14 protein-coding genes are annotated in these 17,623 nt (G+C 40.0%); 2 read left to right on the forward strand and 12 right to left on the reverse strand.

The window, feature by feature from the left end:
• Positions 1 to 344 precede the first annotated feature (344 nt).
• The 7 genes from G7074_RS00060 to G7074_RS00090 form a co-directional block, all read right to left on the reverse strand.
• A complete protein-coding gene (locus G7074_RS00060; RefSeq protein ID WP_124558595.1) occupies positions 345 to 845 on the reverse strand; it encodes a hypothetical protein in 501 nt (166 codons plus the stop codon).
• A gap of 144 nt (positions 846 to 989) precedes the next feature.
• Complete coding sequence (locus tag G7074_RS00065) at positions 990 to 2,096, reverse strand: AAA family ATPase (RefSeq protein WP_124558596.1); 1,107 nt, start codon at positions 2,094 to 2,096, stop codon at positions 990 to 992.
• On the reverse strand, positions 2,083 to 2,790 hold the full coding sequence (locus tag G7074_RS00070; protein WP_124558597.1) for an RNA ligase family protein: 708 nt from the start codon (positions 2,788 to 2,790) through the stop codon (positions 2,083 to 2,085). Before G7074_RS00070 ends, G7074_RS00065 begins: the two co-directional genes overlap by 14 nt.
• 223 nt (positions 2,791 to 3,013) lie before the next feature.
• Positions 3,014 to 3,460 (reverse strand): DinB family protein, encoded by a 447-nt coding sequence (locus tag G7074_RS00075; RefSeq protein ID WP_124558598.1) that lies wholly within the window; start codon positions 3,458 to 3,460, stop codon positions 3,014 to 3,016.
• A 216-nt stretch (positions 3,461 to 3,676) separates the two neighbouring features.
• A complete protein-coding gene (locus G7074_RS00080; protein WP_158673984.1) occupies positions 3,677 to 3,841 on the reverse strand; it encodes a hypothetical protein in 165 nt (54 codons plus the stop codon).
• Between the two features lie 60 nt (positions 3,842 to 3,901).
• Positions 3,902 to 4,165 carry a hypothetical protein gene (locus G7074_RS00085; RefSeq protein WP_166205940.1) on the reverse strand — a complete coding sequence of 88 codons (264 nt, stop codon included), beginning with the start codon at positions 4,163 to 4,165 and terminating at the stop codon, positions 3,902 to 3,904.
• Between the two features lie 140 nt (positions 4,166 to 4,305).
• Positions 4,306 to 4,890, reverse strand: a complete 585-nt coding sequence (locus G7074_RS00090) for a DUF5025 domain-containing protein (RefSeq protein ID WP_124558600.1) — start codon at positions 4,888 to 4,890, stop codon at positions 4,306 to 4,308.
• 597 nt (positions 4,891 to 5,487) lie between these two features.
• Between G7074_RS00090 and G7074_RS00095 the strand changes: the two genes are divergently transcribed.
• Positions 5,488 to 6,792, forward strand: coding sequence for a DUF5077 domain-containing protein (locus G7074_RS00095; RefSeq protein ID WP_166205943.1), 1,305 nt, complete (start codon positions 5,488 to 5,490; stop codon positions 6,790 to 6,792).
• Positions 6,793 to 6,852: 60 nt separating this feature from the next.
• Positions 6,853 to 8,250 (forward strand): endonuclease/exonuclease/phosphatase family protein, encoded by a 1,398-nt coding sequence (locus G7074_RS00100; RefSeq protein WP_166205946.1) that lies wholly within the window; start codon positions 6,853 to 6,855, stop codon positions 8,248 to 8,250.
• 929 nt (positions 8,251 to 9,179) lie between these two features.
• On the opposite strand, the gene bla is transcribed toward G7074_RS00100, so the two are convergent.
• The 5 genes from bla to G7074_RS00125 all read right to left on the reverse strand — a co-directional run bounded on the left by bla (position 9,180) and on the right by G7074_RS00125 (position 17,595).
• Positions 9,180 to 10,043: a subclass B3 metallo-beta-lactamase gene (bla, locus tag G7074_RS00105; protein WP_370526658.1), complete on the reverse strand. Its 864-nt coding sequence runs from the start codon at positions 10,041 to 10,043 to the stop codon at positions 9,180 to 9,182.
• A 134-nt stretch (positions 10,044 to 10,177) separates the two neighbouring features.
• Entirely contained in the window at positions 10,178 to 11,374 is a 1,197-nt protein-coding gene (locus tag G7074_RS00110; protein ID WP_166205949.1) for a TlpA disulfide reductase family protein, read from the reverse strand.
• A gap of 14 nt (positions 11,375 to 11,388) precedes the next feature.
• The gene (locus tag G7074_RS00115) at positions 11,389 to 12,585 is read right to left on the reverse strand and encodes a TlpA disulfide reductase family protein (protein WP_166205952.1); all 1,197 of its coding nucleotides are present in this window, start codon (positions 12,583 to 12,585) and stop codon (positions 11,389 to 11,391) included.
• A 9-nt stretch (positions 12,586 to 12,594) separates the two neighbouring features.
• A complete protein-coding gene (locus G7074_RS00120) occupies positions 12,595 to 14,088 on the reverse strand; it encodes a RagB/SusD family nutrient uptake outer membrane protein (protein WP_166205955.1) in 1,494 nt (497 codons plus the stop codon).
• A gap of 33 nt (positions 14,089 to 14,121) precedes the next feature.
• Positions 14,122 to 17,595, reverse strand: a complete 3,474-nt coding sequence (locus G7074_RS00125) for a SusC/RagA family TonB-linked outer membrane protein (RefSeq protein WP_166205958.1) — start codon at positions 17,593 to 17,595, stop codon at positions 14,122 to 14,124.
• Between the last annotated feature and the right edge of the window lie 28 nt (positions 17,596 to 17,623).

Consider the following 17,623-nt stretch of genomic DNA (forward strand, 5'->3'; position numbering starts at 1 on the left):
TTAAATCAATTAAAGCTAAAATTGTTTCGATTTTATGATTTAAAATTACGCTAATTTTAACAAAAACAATGTTCATCTGCCTTAAACAATAATAATGCCTGTTTATTTTACAAAAAGACTAAAGTCGGAGGTCGGGAGATCGGGGTTGGAGGTCTGGATGCAGAACCAAAACTTAATGTGCTTAATTACTTAATGGTGAAAAGTCGAAGACAATGAGGCACTGCCCTTCGACTACGCTCAGGGTGACAGGCTTTTAAATTTCGGGTACCCTTTGAAATGAAGGCTTGGTTAGGCTACAAAACACATGAGTGATGAAGTAATACCGAATGAACCAATAAACATACTTAGCTTTTAAACCCGGCCAGTGCAGTATCAACCAAAGGCGCCACACTTAAAAAATTGTTAGCAAGCACAAGAATTTCCTCTTCTATATTTCTACCTTCGAAACTCACCCAGCCTTCCATTAAAGTTAAAGGACCATATTTTATGCTTACATTTGGCCATTGTTGCTCCAATGTTTTAAAATCGTATCTAAATGAGTCTGCAAATTTTCTGCTCTCTATTGTGTAACCAGCCAAATGCCTCAATTTAAATGCGTGGATATTGTACAACAGCTTTTGTTCGCGGTTGCTTGCTTCGCTTATCCAAACGGAAAAAAATATCCGGGTTTTGGCCAATAAAGGATCTTCGTTTGGGCTACACCATGCCTTTTTAAATATTTTTACGCAAACACAGTCCAATACTTCAACTACAGCAACTTCGAGCTGCATTTCTTTTAGCTGTTCCTGATTGAGCTGGTTTACAGCCTTACTAAATATTTCGAGGTATTTTTCAGATCCGATCATTCACTGAAGTGGTTTTGTTTGCAATTTATTGCTTTTATCTTAAATGTGGCTGATCATCTTCCTAAAGTACGTGCAAATTAAATAAAGCCGGAATCTATTAAAAGACCCCGGCTTAATCACCTGCATTTTAGGTAATCAATAAAATTATTTAATCTGGTAAATTACTTCATGTGCTTCCCAGGGAGCCGGTACTTCCAACTTATGTACCAGTTTCTCTAAAACCATAGCAGGCACCACAGCATCGCGGTTTTTGTTCTGCTGCGATAACAACTGATGCGGCACTTCGATATACACCAGGCGCACTTTGGCTTTGTAGGTATTAAAAAGCTCTATTAACTGCACACGCATTTGCCCGGTAATATTGGTTGCATTCCACACAAAAGGCTGCTGCTTGCGCAGGTACACCCGAGCTTGTTCTTTGGCCTCTTGTATTACCCTGCCATTACCAGCCTTATCAGTTGCTTTAATGCCCCATTTTACACGGATGGCATCTAATGAAATAACCGGCCAATCGCCATAATGCTGCTTAATAAAAGTATCTTTCCCTGCACCGGGAAGACCACTCATTAAAACCACCTCGGCCAATGGCTGCTCAAAAGGTACATAATCCAGATAGCTGTCTTCGTGCTGCAAATAATGTATTTTGGCTTCACCAGAGATAAACTGGCGTGCCTGCCCCCAACATTGGTGCTCTTTACAAAATTCTTCGAAACAGGCTATCCGGTATAACATATCTTCCTGATCAATGCAGATACGGCCAAGCATATCGGCGCTTGCCAGTAAAGCCAGCCATTGGGTATTTACTTCCATGCTTACTTTTACCAAAGCTTTTAGCGGATCGGGCTTTTCGAACAACCAGATCGGAAAACCATGGTAACGCACCAGGCCAACAACCTGCTCGCGAATGGCGAAAGGCACTTTACCATCTAAATACAGTAGTTTACGGGCAAACTGCGCACCTTTACGTGCGTGCCCGTTGGAGGTGATGCTTCCATCGGGTTCAAAAACCGTTGTACTGTACTTCTCTACATCGTGCAACAGCGCTGCTGTCCACAAAATTTCCTGCTCCTGAGCCGGTAAGGCTTTAAAATCAGCTTTATTTTGCAAGGCAGCCAAAACCATTTGCGTATGTATGGCTACATCGCCTTCGGTATGATAACGTTTATCCTGCTCTACACCATTCATCCGTTTCACCCAGTCGAACTGTGTTTCGAGGTATTCCCAGTTTTTATTTTCGCTAAAGGTCCACATTTTTACCTCCTTCGTTAATTAAGGCTGCACGTTTCCAGTTCCTGGTCCAATGTTCGTCGGTTTTAACGTGTCCTTTCCTTACATATTTAAATACATTTTGGGCAAAGGCATCAACCTCGTAGCCTTCAGCATTGCGGCTAACAATCCCCTCCATGGTTGTTTCTTTGTTCTCGTAAACATCAAACGGCTCAAAAGCACCCTTCCCGGAAACCAAAGTCAGTATTTCGGTTTCAAATTGTTTCTGATTAACCGGTGTTTGTTCTGTTTTAAGCACCGGCACCGTAGGTAAATCAATCAGTTTTGCATAAAATCTGGTTTCTTCCCAGCTTAGCCAACGGCCATGCTCGCGGATGCCGAAAACATAAAAATGATGTTCGAGTTTACGGTAAGCAATAGAATGTGTGGCGTATAAATTTTCTATAAAAAATTCCAGATCGCCCAGATCATGTTTTACCATTTGCCAGAAACGCCTTAAACTTTCCGTCCAGGGTGAAGTAGTTGGCGCTGCATGCGAACGTGCAAAAACTCCATATCGGGACAGGCAATTGTTTTCGCCGTCTAATTTTTCGGTATGTATCAATGTTGGGATCTGTTGTATTTTATCCCAATAGTCGTGCTGTATCCTGTCGTCGCTGGTTGTTCCCGGCGAAAACGGATAATGATACGTACGACCATATTTTTGTGAAATAGTCATCTTGTAATCAGTAAAAATAAAAGATATAGTAATTACTCCCTTCCAGATTTGGAAAGATCATTTAACATGAATGTGCAAATGAGATTACATGACTCAAAGGATAATTTTTTTAATACTGTTGCAAATGTAATAAAACCAAATCAAATTCCCGCTCATGTTTCCCGCTAATCTATTCTGAGTCAATCCCATATCTTTTTCGGTTCGTTTCAAACATCACTTTAAATTAGGATTTTAGCCTCACAAACTGGATATAATCAGTGTTAACCGGATCAATGTCGTTCAGTTTCATTTCTTTTGCAATTTGCGCGCGATGGTAAGTACCGTGATTAAAAACATGCAGCAAAATATCAGGAATTGAAGTCTGGAAGGCTTTACCCGTAGAGTTCTGATACTGAACCAAGGGCAACAAATCATCATCAGGGTTTTCGATCGCGGCCAACCCCTGCCCGCTTTCGGCCAACAACCTGCTACAGGTTTCGAGATCGTGCTGTTGCCAAACGCTTACTGGTGGCACCTCGTCATTAATGCGGTACAACCAAATCATTTGTGCATTGATGATGTGGCTAAAGAGATTGATGCACGATTGGGGCAATATATTGGCTTGCTCTTTTAAAGTGGTTAGCAGAATTGAATTGGCCCAGTTGTTATAGCTGCAAAATTGTTGTAACATGGTTGGAGTTAAAAATAGGAAACATATAACTGATTTTATTTTGGAATGCCAGCCTGCATCAAACTTACCTTAAGTAAATAATCAGCAAACTGAAAATCAAAAGCGTAGATTTAAATTTCATATTAGCAATATAACGAATTGATTAGAATGTGAATGCAAGCGCCATTAATTAACCCTTTGTTATTAAAATTACCCTACAATTTCCCGCAGCAGCTTCTATTCTTGCGCTAACAACGTAATTTTAAAAGTAAGCTCGGTCTGCTTATCCAAACCAAAACGCTCACTTTTTTCGAGGCATTGTAATTCGAGTACTGCTAAATAAGCCTTTAACCTGGTTCCAGCTGGGGTTTTCGCTTTTAAATTGGTAATTAAGGTCCACAAGCGTTGTTTTTTAATGTAGTTGCTTTGAAGCTCAATGAGTTTATGGCTTAATTTATTATGCTAGAAACCAACTTCTTCTAAACGCTGCCCCATCTTTTTGAGCACTGCTGTCTGCAATTGATCTGCTCTAATACTTATGGCAGCAGTTGGTTCGATGGTTTGCTCTTCCTGCAACAGCATTTCAATGTCAGAAATTGTGACTAATTGCTGGCTATTTAAATTAAGCAAACCGAGCTCGTACAAACTGAAAGTTCCATTGGGCATTTCTAACAGGCCAGCAAGTGCTGCTTGCAAAAGCCCTAATTTATCTCTTATGTGTTTCATACCGCTATAATTTTTTAACACCTGAAAAGAAATGTAGACTTTTTTACGAGTTGTTAAAAATGACTACAACATTAAACAACCAGCAAATGAACGAATGATTGTTTAGCCCGTTTTCTTTCGCAACTGGAGAGAAATAGCGATTAGAATCTAACATCAAAAACGCCATCTTTTATTACAATCGAATCTTGCAGGTTCTTAGCATTATACAAAGTTCCGTTTATTTTACCGCCAACAAAAGGCACACCACTATCCTTAGGTTTTTCGTATCTGGTAATTTGCACTTTGAATGGTGGCTTTGTTTCGTTAGTGGTATATACTTTTGAATCGGCCACGCCCAAATTAGTAACTAGGTAAATACTGCTTGCAAAACTTTGTTTGTAAGGATCATTGCCTGATAACTTGTATTCCTTTTTTTCTATATCGAAAATCCGGAATTGAAGCCTTGAATCGAAGGTAGTATTCAAAAATGTTTTGGGTACAGTTACATTTACGGTGTACATCTCTTTTTGAGTGCCATCTCCATAACCAATACCTGTCCAGCTTCCACTAAATATATTTCTGTTTTTATCAATCGAACCTTTTATCTCCAGATTTTGCCCGGCTATTTGTACATTAATAAACTGCACATAGGGTTCTTTAACGGGTGCCTCCGTTTTTTGTTTCTTACAAGAGAAAAGTAACATCACCACCAGCAGGTTAAAAAAGAATCGCGAAAATAATTTCATAGCACAGCAAACTACATTTGTAATTGAAAAATTTTATAACCTTATTGAATCAAAAACAATGATCAATAAGACTAGTCAAAGTTAAAATAATAAATAACTAATAAAATAGTGGATAATTAACAATTCTTCACACAAACGTTTGCCCTTAATCAAAAACAAGGCTAAAAAAATCAACTAAAAATTTATTAATTAATTGATTTTCAACACCATTTTATAGCCCTCAACATTTCTCTTCGATTCTTCCCTATTTAAAACTACAACCAGAATAAAATTTGCGCTATAAAAAAATGTAGTTGGATTTATTTAGAAATATAAGTTGTAAACAGGCAAACGTTTGCGCTTAGAAACTTATTTTTTTTCTGCTGCCAGTGGTTAACTTGACTTTAGGTTAGCAGCAAAAAGCTTCTGTTATTGCGCTACAATCTACAAAAACGGATTAGCGGCTAAGTTATAGCAATCTTAATTGCCTGCACACAGGCAAGGTATTTCCAGTTGAAGAATGGGGCTAGGTTAAGCAAAATGATCTCTTGTATTTACAAGACGATTGGGTAAGTGCAACTTAATTAATAAACCATATACTAACCAAAATCACAAAAAATGAAAAAAACAGCTTCATTTGCCACAAGCATGTTATTATTGCTTGTCCTTTTCTCCTGTAAAAAAACTGAAACCTTACAAGACACCGCAGCTGCAGAAATTAAAAACAACATTGCAGTTACCGAAAGCTTAGGTGGCACCTCGTTAAACGTAGGCTTAGGTGGTAACGCCTATACTGCGGGCACCGGCGGATTAATTAATGATACGGGCCTGCACAACTGGACCTCGGCCAGTACCATTACCAGTGTTTGGTTTCGTTTAGGCCTTACAGGTAGCTTAACGGTAGCTGTAAAAGGCACTGTACCTTCGGGCAGCAGTAACATTAAAGTAACTGTTAACGGAACTGTATTTAACAAAACCATTACCGGCACAACGGCTACCACCACCAACATTGGCACTGTAAATATTACTGCGACCGGTTATGTTAGGGTAGATATTCAAGGCGTTAGTAAAACAGGCAGCTATTTTGGCGATATTTCTGACCTCGTAATCAGTGGGCCTGTAGTTGCATCGAACGTGCAATATGCCAACACGGTTGCAGATTATTACTGGTCGCGAAGAGGCCCATCCTGCCACTTAAATTACACCGTACCATCGGGCACCGAATGGTTTTACAGCGAACTGAATGTTCCGAGCGGACAGGATAAAATAGGTTCGTACTTTATGGCCGATGGTTTTAGCGGCGGTTATTTTGGTATGCAGGTAAACTCGGCTACTGAAAGAAGGGTTTTATTTTCGGTTTGGGATCCATCAACAGGCTCTACTACCCTGGTTAGAAAAGGAACCGATGTAACCACCAACGGTTTTGGCGGCGAAGGCACCGGAGGCCAATCGTACATGTTGTTTAGCTGGGTTGCCGGTACAACTTATAAATTCTTATTGCAAGGTAAACCTGATGGTGCTGGTGGCTCTGATTATACGGCCTGGTTTTATGCGCCCGAAAACGGCGTTTGGAAAGTACTGGCTCAGTGGAAACGTCCGAATACTACAGCTTACTTAACTGGTGTATATTCGTTTATCGAAAACTTTAATCCCGATCAGGGCTATTTACAAAGAAGCTGTAATTATGGTAACCAGTGGTACAAAACCAGTGCAGGCAGCTGGACAGAGGTTACCAATGCGAGTTTTAGTTATGATGCTACAGCATCGGCAGAGCAGCGGATGGATTACCAGGGTGGTGTAACGGGCAATAGTTTTTACCTTAAAAACGGGGGGTTCTTTGCAACCTATACCAGTTATGGCACCGCTTTAAGCAGAACGGCAACGGGTACAGCACCAAGTGTTAATTTAACTACATTACCTTAACTCATCATATCCCAGGTTTCCGATAATGGATGCCTGGGATATTTTATCTCCACAAAAATTATGAAAAATAATTACTTGGTTATTTGCCTAACCGGTTTGCTTTTTATGAGCTGCAAAAAAGACCAATCGTTAACTGCAGCAAACAATACAAGCTCGCTTAAACCCAAAACGCTCGAGACCACTTCTACCTCAACCCCAATTAAGCTAAAAGTTTTGCAATTAAATGTTTGGCAAGAGGGTACAAAGGTAGCTGGAGGCTTTAATGGTATTGTAGATGCGATTGTACAATCGGGAGCCGATATTATTACTTTAAGTGAAGTACGTAATTACAGCAATACAAATTTTAGCGCCAGAATTGTGGCGGCATTACAGCAAAAAAACCTTACATTTTATTCGTTTAAAGATGATAATGTGGGTATTGTATCCCGATATCCGATCGCTTCATTTAAAGCGGGTATATATGGCAATTCGTTTGATAAAGCCATTGTTAAGCTTAATGTTAACACAGAGGTTGCAGTATATTCGGCGCATTTAGATTATTTAAATTATGCCTGTTACCTGCCAAGAGGTTATGATGGTAACAGCTTTCAAAAAATAAGCCAACCCGTTACAGATGTAAATGCGGTTTTGGCTTCGAACTTACAATCGAGCAGAGATGAAGAAATAAACGCCTTTATTAACGATGCAAAGCTGGAAAGGGAAAGCGGAAGAATTGTGATATTGGGCGGAGATTTTAACGAACCTTCGCATTTAGACTGGGTTGATGCTCAAAAAAATCTGTTCGATCATCATGGGACCATTGTGCCCTGGCAAGGCAGTGTGGCTTTGTATGCCAAAGGATATAAAGATTCGTACCGGGTCAAAAATCCGAATCCTGTACTCGCTCCCGGATTTACCTGGGCAGCTTTTAACACCAGTGCCAGTTTATCGTCGCTAGTTTGGGCACCGGATGCAGATGAAAGAGACCGTATTGATTATATTTATTACGCAGATAACAACGATAGAGTGAGTGTTGATGAATCGATTGTATTTGGGCCTTCTGGTTCTATTGTTCGTGGTCAGGGTTACGAAGATGCCACTTACACCAATCCTTTTGTTATTCCAACCGGAACATGGCCTTCTGATCATAAAGGTGTAATTACTACCTTTTCGATTACAACCGTACAGCCAACTGTTGGGGTAAACAAAACTGCTTATTTAACGGGAGAAACGATTACGGTAAATTTTGCAAACGGCTCTGCTGATCCTCAGGCCTGGGTTGGTATTTATCAAAACGGCAAAGTACCGGGCACCAGTAATTATGCTACCGCCTGGAAATATACCAATGGCGTTGCCACCGGAAGTGCAACACTAACTTTGCCTGCCAATAGCCCTTCGGGCACTTACTTTGTGGCTTATTTTAAAGATAATGGTTATGTTGAAATAGCGCCAAGAGTTTCTTTTACTTATGGTAATTAGTAATCAACGAGTAAACAAATCTAAATAAGCAACTATCTAACAGACTTATAGCAGCAAATGACAGCCTCGTAATGACTATACCAATTTGTTATTGCGAACGAAGCAGCCGCATTGAGCGATAGCATGAAACAATCTTTCCAGAGGAGAAATAGAGGATGAAGGATTGCTTCATTTTGCTTTTGCAAAAAAAATGTTACATTTGATCCGTCCGTCCCCTAATTGTAAATATATTTCTTGAAGTAGTTGTTGCGCATGAAGACAATTTTGCCTCTATGCTTACTGTTTTTAGTTTTAACAAGTAGGAATTTAGTGTTTGCGGGTCCACAAATAACCCCAGTTTCAGGACAAGCCTGTTATGATGCCGTATATGGCAACGTATACCAGACCATTGTTACAGGAACAACCTTTGATTACGATATTAATTATTCAGGTTTATACACTGATCTGGCCTGTTCTAACAAGTCTGCCCTTGGCGTATTTGGATCTTGTACGTTAAGAAGCGCGGGGATAGACTATCCCAGAGGGTACCTTTTTTCAATAATAACTTATATTGCTTGCCCATTGGACACTGATTTGCCCATATTAATTCTCATTATGGGTGGGCTTGGCTTCTTTATATTACGCAAACGTTCACTAAACAGCGTTTGTTAATAATGTTAGCATGATTGAATCTTGAATGAGGGAATGGGCATCGTGCTAAAAATATTCAATCATTAATCCGATTTAGAAGTTACCTAATACAGATGAACGAAAGTTCTTCGACAGGCTCAGAATGACACACTATTTAAGAATGATTGAATTTTGAATGAAGGAATAGGCACTACGCTATAAACATTCACTCATTCAAAATTAAATCATTCAATACTTACTTACTTACTTACTTACTTACTTACTTACTTACTTACTTACTTACTTACTTACTTACTTACTTACTTACTATTAATCTTCTTGTTGTATTCTTTTTGCAAATCGGCTAGTGTTTGATCGTAACCTTTTCTATCGATAAATGCAGCAGGATTATAGGCATCGCCGGGTTGGTGTTTGGTGTGCAGGTTAAACTGACTGGCGTGTGATGACAACCAGATATCGAACGAAAGCTTTTTCATGGCACCAAGTGTATAGGCGTAATCTTTGGCTATTTCCGGATATGTGCTGATCTGATCAAACCTTTCGTGGGTTACAATGGTTGGCATATTGGCAATTAGTACGCGGTATGTTTTTTTACCGTCTTTAACATTAAACAAAAAACTGCACGAGCCTTTGGTATGGCCGGGGTGGTGCAACAGTACTAAAGCCATATTACCCAATTTAACCGAATCGCCATTTTTTAAAAGCCGATCGGCCTTTAGCGGAGCGTAAGAACTTACTTTTCCGCCAAGTGCATAATCGGTACGGCCACCACTTGCCATCACATCGGCATCTTTTGCATCGATTACCAGTTTAGCCCCAGTTTGTTTTTTAATGGTACCCATAGCACCCATGTGGTCGAAATGTGCCTGTGTTGTAGAAAGTATTTTAATATCGGCAAACTTAAAACCCAGCGCCTCTACGTTGGCTTTAATCTGACTGGCCGAATTAGCCAATCCGGTATTTATGAGGATGTGCCCTTTTGGTGTGGTAATGAGGTAGCAGGCCAGATCGTAAGTGCCTACATAATACAGGTTACCTGCAATGCGAAAAGGCTGGTAAGGTTTTGACCATTCTGCCGGATTATTGGCAGGTTCTACTACATGCTGTGCAGAAACAATGGTGTTGAATAATAGCACATTGAGCGCAATTAAAAATGTTTTTATAGATATCTTTAGCATATACAAAGATTTAAAATCTACACTGAATTGCGACATTTTTATTGGTATTTTTTCTGTTGGTAAACAACTATAAAAACACAAACTGGCCTCAGCTAAATGCTAAGACCAGTTTGCTATTGTTAACTTCCCAGAAGGGCTGCGAGTTTCGCATCAATTATTTTTTCATCGTCGCCATAAACCAGTATTTTTCCTTCTTTATCTAACAACACATAGAATGGGATAAAATGTACCTGGTACATGCTTCCAACTCTTGCAGGCATCATCTTTTTAGGAAATTCATCTATAACCTGTGGCCATGGCATCTGCTCAATATCCATTGCTTTAATCCAATCGTTCCACTTGCTATCATCTGATACGCTTAATATTTCAAAACCTTTGTTGTGGTATTTTTCATAAACCTGTTTCCAGTGCGGAATAGCTTCTCTACAGGGCTTACACCAACTTGCCCAGAAATCTATCATCACATATTTTCCACTCAAATCAGAAAGCGATAATTTGGTACTGTCTCTTTTCAATAAAGTGAAATCGGGCGCAATGTTACCTGGCAAAAGTGCCTCCCTATCTTTAAGTTGTTTGGCAAGCGAAATGTAATAACTACTGGTTTTAGCTTCTCCTTTAAATTGTTGAATTGTGTTGCTTAAAGTTGCAACGGGCATAGTGGAATTAAATTTATAGTAATTACCAAAAGCATATACTCCTGATACCGCAGATGGGTTCTGACTTATAAATTGATTGATTAGCTTAAATTGAATGGCATTGTGTTCTTCGGTTAATTTGCCGATAGCAGCTTTTAGTGCTTCCTTTTTCTCTGCGTTCTTTTCGGCAGTGTATTGCTTATCCAGGGCTTCTCTTTTCGATTTGGTTTCTGCAAGTGCAGGATTGTTTTCAAGTGCATCCAGCTGATCCTGACTTCTGGATCCTTTAACTATTACCTTTTTTAAGCGTGCGCCTTTTCCCTGTCCATATTTGGTATAATCGTAATGATCAGCTCCAGCTGTATCGATACTGATGTTAACTGTACCATTCTCTAAAAAAAGGTTAGCAGACCAGTTACCGGGTTTTATGTTTAGGCCCAGCTGTTCTGCACTGGCCAGTTTACCTTTAAAAATGAAAGCACCGTTTATTACATTCGTACTATCAATATTGGTAGAAGTCCTATCTTCTTCATTATATCTGGAAAGGTAAACTTTCCCGTTTTTAATTCCGTGGGTAGTACCTTTCAATATATATCCGGCTGGAGACTGAGCCTTTAGCGACATGCATAGGCACAATACACCAAACAGCGATAAATTTATTTTCTTTAGTATTGTATTCATCTTATTTAATATGATTAGTTAAAAATACTGGCTAATTTTTTATCCATTTCTTCATCACTTTCTCCGCCACCACCGTAGCGCCCAACAATAATCCCATTCTTATCAATTAATATTTTGGTTGGGAGCGTATGGATTCCGTAACCATCGCTCGTATCTTCTGATCGGTCAAAGCCGGTTGGTGTACGTTTTAAACCGCGCAATATATGTTTCCAAACACCGATCTTATCTTGCTCTACTGCCCTCTTCCAGGCAGCCTGGGCACTGTCATCGTCTGCAACACCGATAATTTCCAGGCCTTTATCTTTGTACTTACTATATAGTGAAAGTAAGTGTGGATTACCTTTACGGCAAGGCACACACCAGCTCGCCCAAAAATCGAGCAATACGTATTTCTTTCCCTTAAAATCAGCCAGGCTTAAATCTTGTCCGTTGATGTCTTTTTTAGCGAAACCAAATGCAGTGCTACCCGGAGAACCTGATTGAAGGCTCTGAACTTCTTTTAGCATCTTTTTACCATAGCTACTCGTTTTAACTGCAGGGCTAAAAGCTTCGTAATATTTTTTAGCGTCTGCCAGTTTTAAACCAGATATTTTGAAACCAAGCAAAAATGCTGCATAATAGGAATTGGGATTGTGGCTAATAAAATCAAGATCAATTTTATCCCTTTTTAAATTAAATGGCTCGAGCTCATCTCTGATTTCAGCAGCTTTTTCTCTTAAGGCATCCTGCTCTGCATCGGGTCGGTTTTCTTTTTTAGCCTGTACATAAGCATCGCTGGCTTTTTGGAGCTTAGCTAAAATGGGCTTGGTTTCTTCGCCAATTGGAGCTTTCAATTGCTCTACTGCTTTATACTCATCGTGAGGTTTGGAGCCGGTTAATTTCAGATCTTTAAATTCTCCTTCGGTTAAGAGCAGTTTTAACTCTCCCGGAGCTAAAAATAAAGAACCCAAATTAGGGTCATCCATCGATTGCCTTTTTACATTGCCCATAATATATGCCATTAAGGGTTCGGTTAGTGTACCTTTAAATTCGAACTTCCCTCCGGTTATGGCGGCGCTATCCTGAACTACCTGACCATCAGGCTGGGTGTACCTTAATTTCAACATCCCGGTTTCTTTGCCATTTATCTGGCCTTTGAGGGTAAATTTTTGCTGTGCCTGTACACTGAATACGGCAAGCAGTGTTGCCATAAATAAAATATATCTTTTCATATGGGTAGTTTATTGCTGGTTTTGAATAATGTTTGGATTTTCGGTTAAAACGAGCTGAGAAATTCGCATCACCACTTTGGCATCAGTTGGGTTAACAGTTAATGGTGGCGAATTAAAGGAACTATAATTCCGCACCATCGGAAGGCCATTTCTAAAGTAATCGTAACTGTTATGTCCTTCGAAAGCCAGCTCTAATCTTCGCTCTAATAAAATAGCATCAAACAGGGCCTGACCTGATAAACCAACAAGGGCTGTTAATCCGGCACGGGTATGAATTACATTTAAATCGGCCAGTGCACCACCTGTGTCTCCCGCTTTTAGCCTCGCCTCTGCCCTGTTCAGGTAAACTTCTGCCAGCCTTAAATGATTAAAAGCAGCATAGGAATAGTACACGCCGTTAACTCCATTGAAGAAACGATAACTGTATTTGTTGGTGCTTAATACATCGGTAGTATTGCCTGGATAGAGATCTGTAAAGTAAAAATTCTTTCTCAAATCGGTAGCAGCCAGTTTACCCAACAAATCAGGCGAAGGTTTAATCTGCCCGGTTGTATAAAGCCCTACGTAAGTTCCCTGAGGCTGCATTAACAAAATTGGCAGATTAGAGGTACTGGCTTCGTGGTTAATTGCCCAAATGGTTTCGGTATTTAGCTGATTACTTGCTGCATAGTAATTGGAATATGCTGTACCTTGCAGTAAGCGATAACCTCCGTTTAGGATAACAGAATCGGCTGCTTGCGCAGATAGCCTGGCGTAATTGGCATTTGGCTGATCAAAAGTACCACTCATATAAAGGTATACCCTCGAGAGCAAGGCAAATGCACCATATTTAGAAGCAAAACTATTTACACCTTTTGATTTAAAGGTAGCAATAGACTGGTTTAAATCTGCAATCACCTGATCGTAAGAGGCCTGCACTGAAGCTCTTGCCGGCGGTGTTGCAGTCAGATCTAGAGGCGCTGTAATAATCGGAATGCCTAAATTGGTAGCCGGACTCTGGTAATATGGCCGGCCGTAAACACGGAGCAGGTTAAAATTGATAAAAGCTCTTAAAAACAGGTTTTCTGCCTTTGCCTGTAAAATCACATTATTGGTTTCGGTAGCCGATACGTTTTTAAGGACTACATTTACTCCCAGTAGCGCTTTATAAGAGGCAAACCAAAAGGCATCAGACAGGCCAAAATCTTTAGATTCGGAGTTATTGTATTTAAAAGCATCCGTGTTTTGTAAATCGGCAGCGCTACTGGTAGAAGTAACATCAATAACCTTTACGTTGTTACCACGATATTCGCTAATATTAAACCAGGGCGTTTCATAGCTTGTGTATAAGGCTGTATAATTGCCAATGGTAGCTTTTGTATAGCCATTAGGCGATCCAAACTGCTGATTTTCGAAGTTTACATTATGGGGAGCAAGACTATCTAACTGCTTTTTGCAGGCAGATAGAGTACCTATCATTAGCAATACCCCAATACATCCTATATTAAATATTTTTGTTTTCATTGTATTGTGCTTAAGTTAATATGGAATCAATAATTAAAACCCGGCGGTTAAACCCACAACAAACCTTCTGGGCATACCACTGGCCACGCCTGTACCGCTGTAGGCATTGGATGTGCCGCCAATAGTTGCTCCTTCGGGGTCTGATGCAAACAAATCTTTTGATTTAATTACAAATACATTATCCATACTTGCATAAACGTTAAGCGAAGCGAGGTGTATTTTCTTTAAAGCCAAAGCAGGTACATCATAGCCGAAGCGAACGTTACGCAAACGGGCATAGCTGGCATCTACATAGAGCAGAGAGGAATTGATGTTAATACCGCCACGTTGACTGAAAGCCAGATCGTAGAAGTTTGGATAATTGGCATCGGTATCGCCAGGCCCCTGCCAAAAACGAATGGCACTATTGGGTTGCGGAATATTAAAGCCTGCCTGCCAGGCTGTAGGGTCAACAAAGCTTCTTACAGCATTGTTCATGATTTTGTTTCCGTAAGAGAAATTGAACAAAAGACTCAGATTAAAATTCTTGTAGCGAAAATTGTTGGTCCAGCCACCAAAAAATTTAGGGGTTGCCGAACCGATATTCTGAAAACCACGTAAACGATCGGCCTTAACAAGCGCAATACTATCTACAATCTGTATTTGCCCATTAGCCAACAAACGTTCAAACTGTGGCCGTCCATTTGCCGGGTTTACGCCAACATATTTAATGGCTTTTAAGGTGTTAATGTCATCGCCAATATAGCGGTAGTAAGATCCACTGTAACCATCAATTAGCGAATCGCCTTTAATGGAAACCAGTTTATTTTTATTAAAACTGATATTGAAATTCATGGACCAGCTGAAATCTTTTGAACGGATATTCTCTGTATTCAACTGTAAATCGATCCCTCTGTTTCTGATTTCGCCTACGTTACGGTATTGCGAGCTAAAGCCCACATAACTCGGCAATGGCACATTCTGAAGCAGGTTTTTACTGTCTTTATTGTAGAAATCGATACTTAAATTAACTCTTTTAAATAATCCGATATCCAATCCTAAATTGGTCGCATAGGTAGTTTCCCAGGTAATATTATCATTTCCTAAGCGGTTAATAGTAGAGCCCGAAGTAGTAGTGGTATTGTAAAATACCGCATCGCTGTAAGTGGTAAAATTCAGGTAGTCGGCTCCTGCTTCTCTTCCCGATGTACCATAAGAGGCCCGCAGCTTCAGATTGCTGATCACTTTGGCACCCCGCATAAATTCTTCGCCACTAATTAACCAGCCCCCGCTTACTGCGTAAAAAGTACCATTGCGGTTGTTAATCCCAAAATTAGTAGATCCATCTCTCCTGATAGAGGCTGAAGCAAAATAACGCGATTTATAGCTATCATTAATTTCACTAAAAACCGAGAAAGAAGCTTTATCTATTGGTGCTGTTGATGAAGGGATTGCCGGTGTACCGGTTAACTTATTAATCCAGGTACCATAGGTTAAAAATGCGCCCAAATTACGTTCGCCGGGATATGGGCTATTGTAAGCCGATATCGATACATTTTCGGAATGGGTACGCGAATATTCCTGACCAATAATTGCCGAAAGCTGGTGATCTCCTAAAGTCTTGTTAAAATTAATTAAGTTCGAAGTTAAGAAATACGTGCTCTTGGTATCGTTAAGGGTTAAGGCTCCATTCACATAAATCCGATTAGATGCAGCTCCATCATACCTTCCTCTATAAGTCCGCGGATCTTTATAACCGTTTACGCTGTTGTTATTATAATTGATAGAGTTAGCAGATTGTACTGATAACCACGGTGTAATGGCATATTTTAAAATACCTGTTCCCAATAAATTTAAGCGGCTTGTTTTTACCGTATTGTACTCATGTGAGTATAATGGATTATCGTAATACTGTGTTAAACGCGCACCTGTTGCCCTATAGGTATAATTAGAAATCGAATCGGCCAAAGCGCCATTGGCATAATTTGGCGAAACCCAGGGCTGAAACAGATAATACTGACTTTCGCTATTGGTTGAAGTATAATTATCTAAGATGGCATTGGTATTTAAACTGAAAGTAAGTTTATCTGTAATCTTTTGATCGACATTAACCCGGAGAGATTTACGGTTTACTCCATCATCCAGCAGGGTGCCATCCTGTTTATTCCAGTTTAACGCAGTGTAGAATTTAGTTTTATCGGTTCCGCTGGAAACAGAGAGATTAATATCGCGCTGATTACCATCCGTAAAAAAGGCCTTGTTATCCCATTCGGTATCTACAGCCAAATCTGCATCAGAAAAAATGCGGGTGGTATTAAAATACTGATTAAAGGTGGGATAGGTGGTTCTTAAAGATGCCGTGCCATTATACAATGCTTGCATGTATTTGGTAATATGGGTAGTAGCTTCTGCGGTATTCATAAACCGGATGGCACGGTTATTTTGTACCTTTCCGTAATTCACCCCAAAATTTATTTTCGTTTTGCCAACATTACCGCGCTTGGTTACCACCACAATTACCCCCTGCGCTGCCCTCGAACCATAAATTGCGGTAGAGGCAGCATCTCTTAAAATGTTGATGCTTTCAATATCCTGGGGATCAATAATATCCTGCAGGTTTGCAGCATTGGTAATTACCCCATCTATCACAATAAGCGGGCCGTAGTTAGTATTAGAAGCATCATTAAAGCTGCTCTGCCCACGTAAAACCACCTGACCGCGGTTGGCTACACTACCACCTTGTTCTACAATGTATAAGCCTGCTGCTACACCTTTCAACATGGCCAACCCGTTTACTGTTGATACGCCATTACGCAATGTTTCACCGCTAATGCTCTGCACACTGCCGGTAAGTTCTGATGCTTTTTTCTGGGTATAACCAGTTACAACTACCTGTTCCAGGTTAGAAACATCTGGCTGCATAACAACTGTCATGTTGTTTCTGGCATTAAGCTCTCTGGTGGCATAGCCTACGTACGAGAAAACAAGTACAACATCTTCGTTTTCTACATTAATGGCAAAGGTACCTTCGCTATTGGTATAAACAGCTTTTCCACCATTTTTGGTTTTAATGCTCACACTGCTCATGGGTAATCCTTTTTCGTCTACCACCTTCCCTCTAATTTCGATAGCACTGATGCGATTGATGAGCCGGTCTAAAAAATCAAGCTCTTTTTTCTTAATCACAATGGTTTTATCGCTAATAGAGTAAGTAAGGTCTTGCCCTTTAAAAATTTCTTCCAATGCGGCATCCAGTGTTACATTAGACAGTTTTAAACTTACGTTTTTGGCTTTTGGCAAAATTTCATCGCCATAAAGTACATCGTAACCAGAGAGTTGCTTTATTTTCTTAAGTGTTTCAATTAAAGAAACGTTTTTTTGGGAGAGCGTTATACTTTGGCCAAATGTGCTGGCACTTACCTGCATACAGATGGCTAAAACCAGAAAAGTAGTTATTTTCATAGCCATGAAAATTTTAGGGCGCAGCCGGTTAAACGGCACACCTAGGTTAAAAGTAGATTTATTCATACTTTTGTAGGGTTTGGGTTTAGGTTCA

This window comes from Pedobacter sp. HDW13, assembly GCF_011303555.1.
Taxonomy (GTDB): Bacteria; Bacteroidota; Bacteroidia; order Sphingobacteriales; family Sphingobacteriaceae; genus Pedobacter.

What these genes read in the sequence shown, in the direction of transcription:
- G7074_RS00070 (WP_124558597.1), bottom strand. Translation starts at nt 2,790, where the DNA reads ATGACTATTTCACAAAAATATGGTCGTACGTATCATTATCCGTTTTCG.
- G7074_RS00075 (WP_124558598.1), bottom strand. Translation starts at nt 3,460, where the DNA reads ATGTTACAACAATTTTGCAGCTATAACAACTGGGCCAATTCAATTCTG.
- G7074_RS00085 (WP_166205940.1), bottom strand. Translation starts at nt 4,165, where the DNA reads ATGAAACACATAAGAGATAAATTAGGGCTTTTGCAAGCAGCACTTGCT.
- G7074_RS00125 (WP_166205958.1), bottom strand. Translation starts at nt 17,595, where the DNA reads ATGAATAAATCTACTTTTAACCTAGGTGTGCCGTTTAACCGGCTGCGC.
- G7074_RS00060 (WP_124558595.1), bottom strand. Translation starts at nt 845, where the DNA reads ATGATCGGATCTGAAAAATACCTCGAAATATTTAGTAAGGCTGTAAAC.
- G7074_RS00120 (WP_166205955.1), bottom strand. Translation starts at nt 14,088, where the DNA reads ATGAAAACAAAAATATTTAATATAGGATGTATTGGGGTATTGCTAATG.
- G7074_RS00095 (WP_166205943.1), top strand. Translation starts at nt 5,488, where the DNA reads ATGAAAAAAACAGCTTCATTTGCCACAAGCATGTTATTATTGCTTGTC.
- G7074_RS00065 (WP_124558596.1), bottom strand. Translation starts at nt 2,096, where the DNA reads ATGTGGACCTTTAGCGAAAATAAAAACTGGGAATACCTCGAAACACAG.
- G7074_RS00115 (WP_166205952.1), bottom strand. Translation starts at nt 12,585, where the DNA reads ATGAAAAGATATATTTTATTTATGGCAACACTGCTTGCCGTATTCAGT.
- G7074_RS00100 (WP_166205946.1), top strand. Translation starts at nt 6,853, where the DNA reads ATGAAAAATAATTACTTGGTTATTTGCCTAACCGGTTTGCTTTTTATG.
- G7074_RS00110 (WP_166205949.1), bottom strand. Translation starts at nt 11,374, where the DNA reads ATGAATACAATACTAAAGAAAATAAATTTATCGCTGTTTGGTGTATTG.
- G7074_RS00090 (WP_124558600.1), bottom strand. Translation starts at nt 4,890, where the DNA reads ATGAAATTATTTTCGCGATTCTTTTTTAACCTGCTGGTGGTGATGTTA.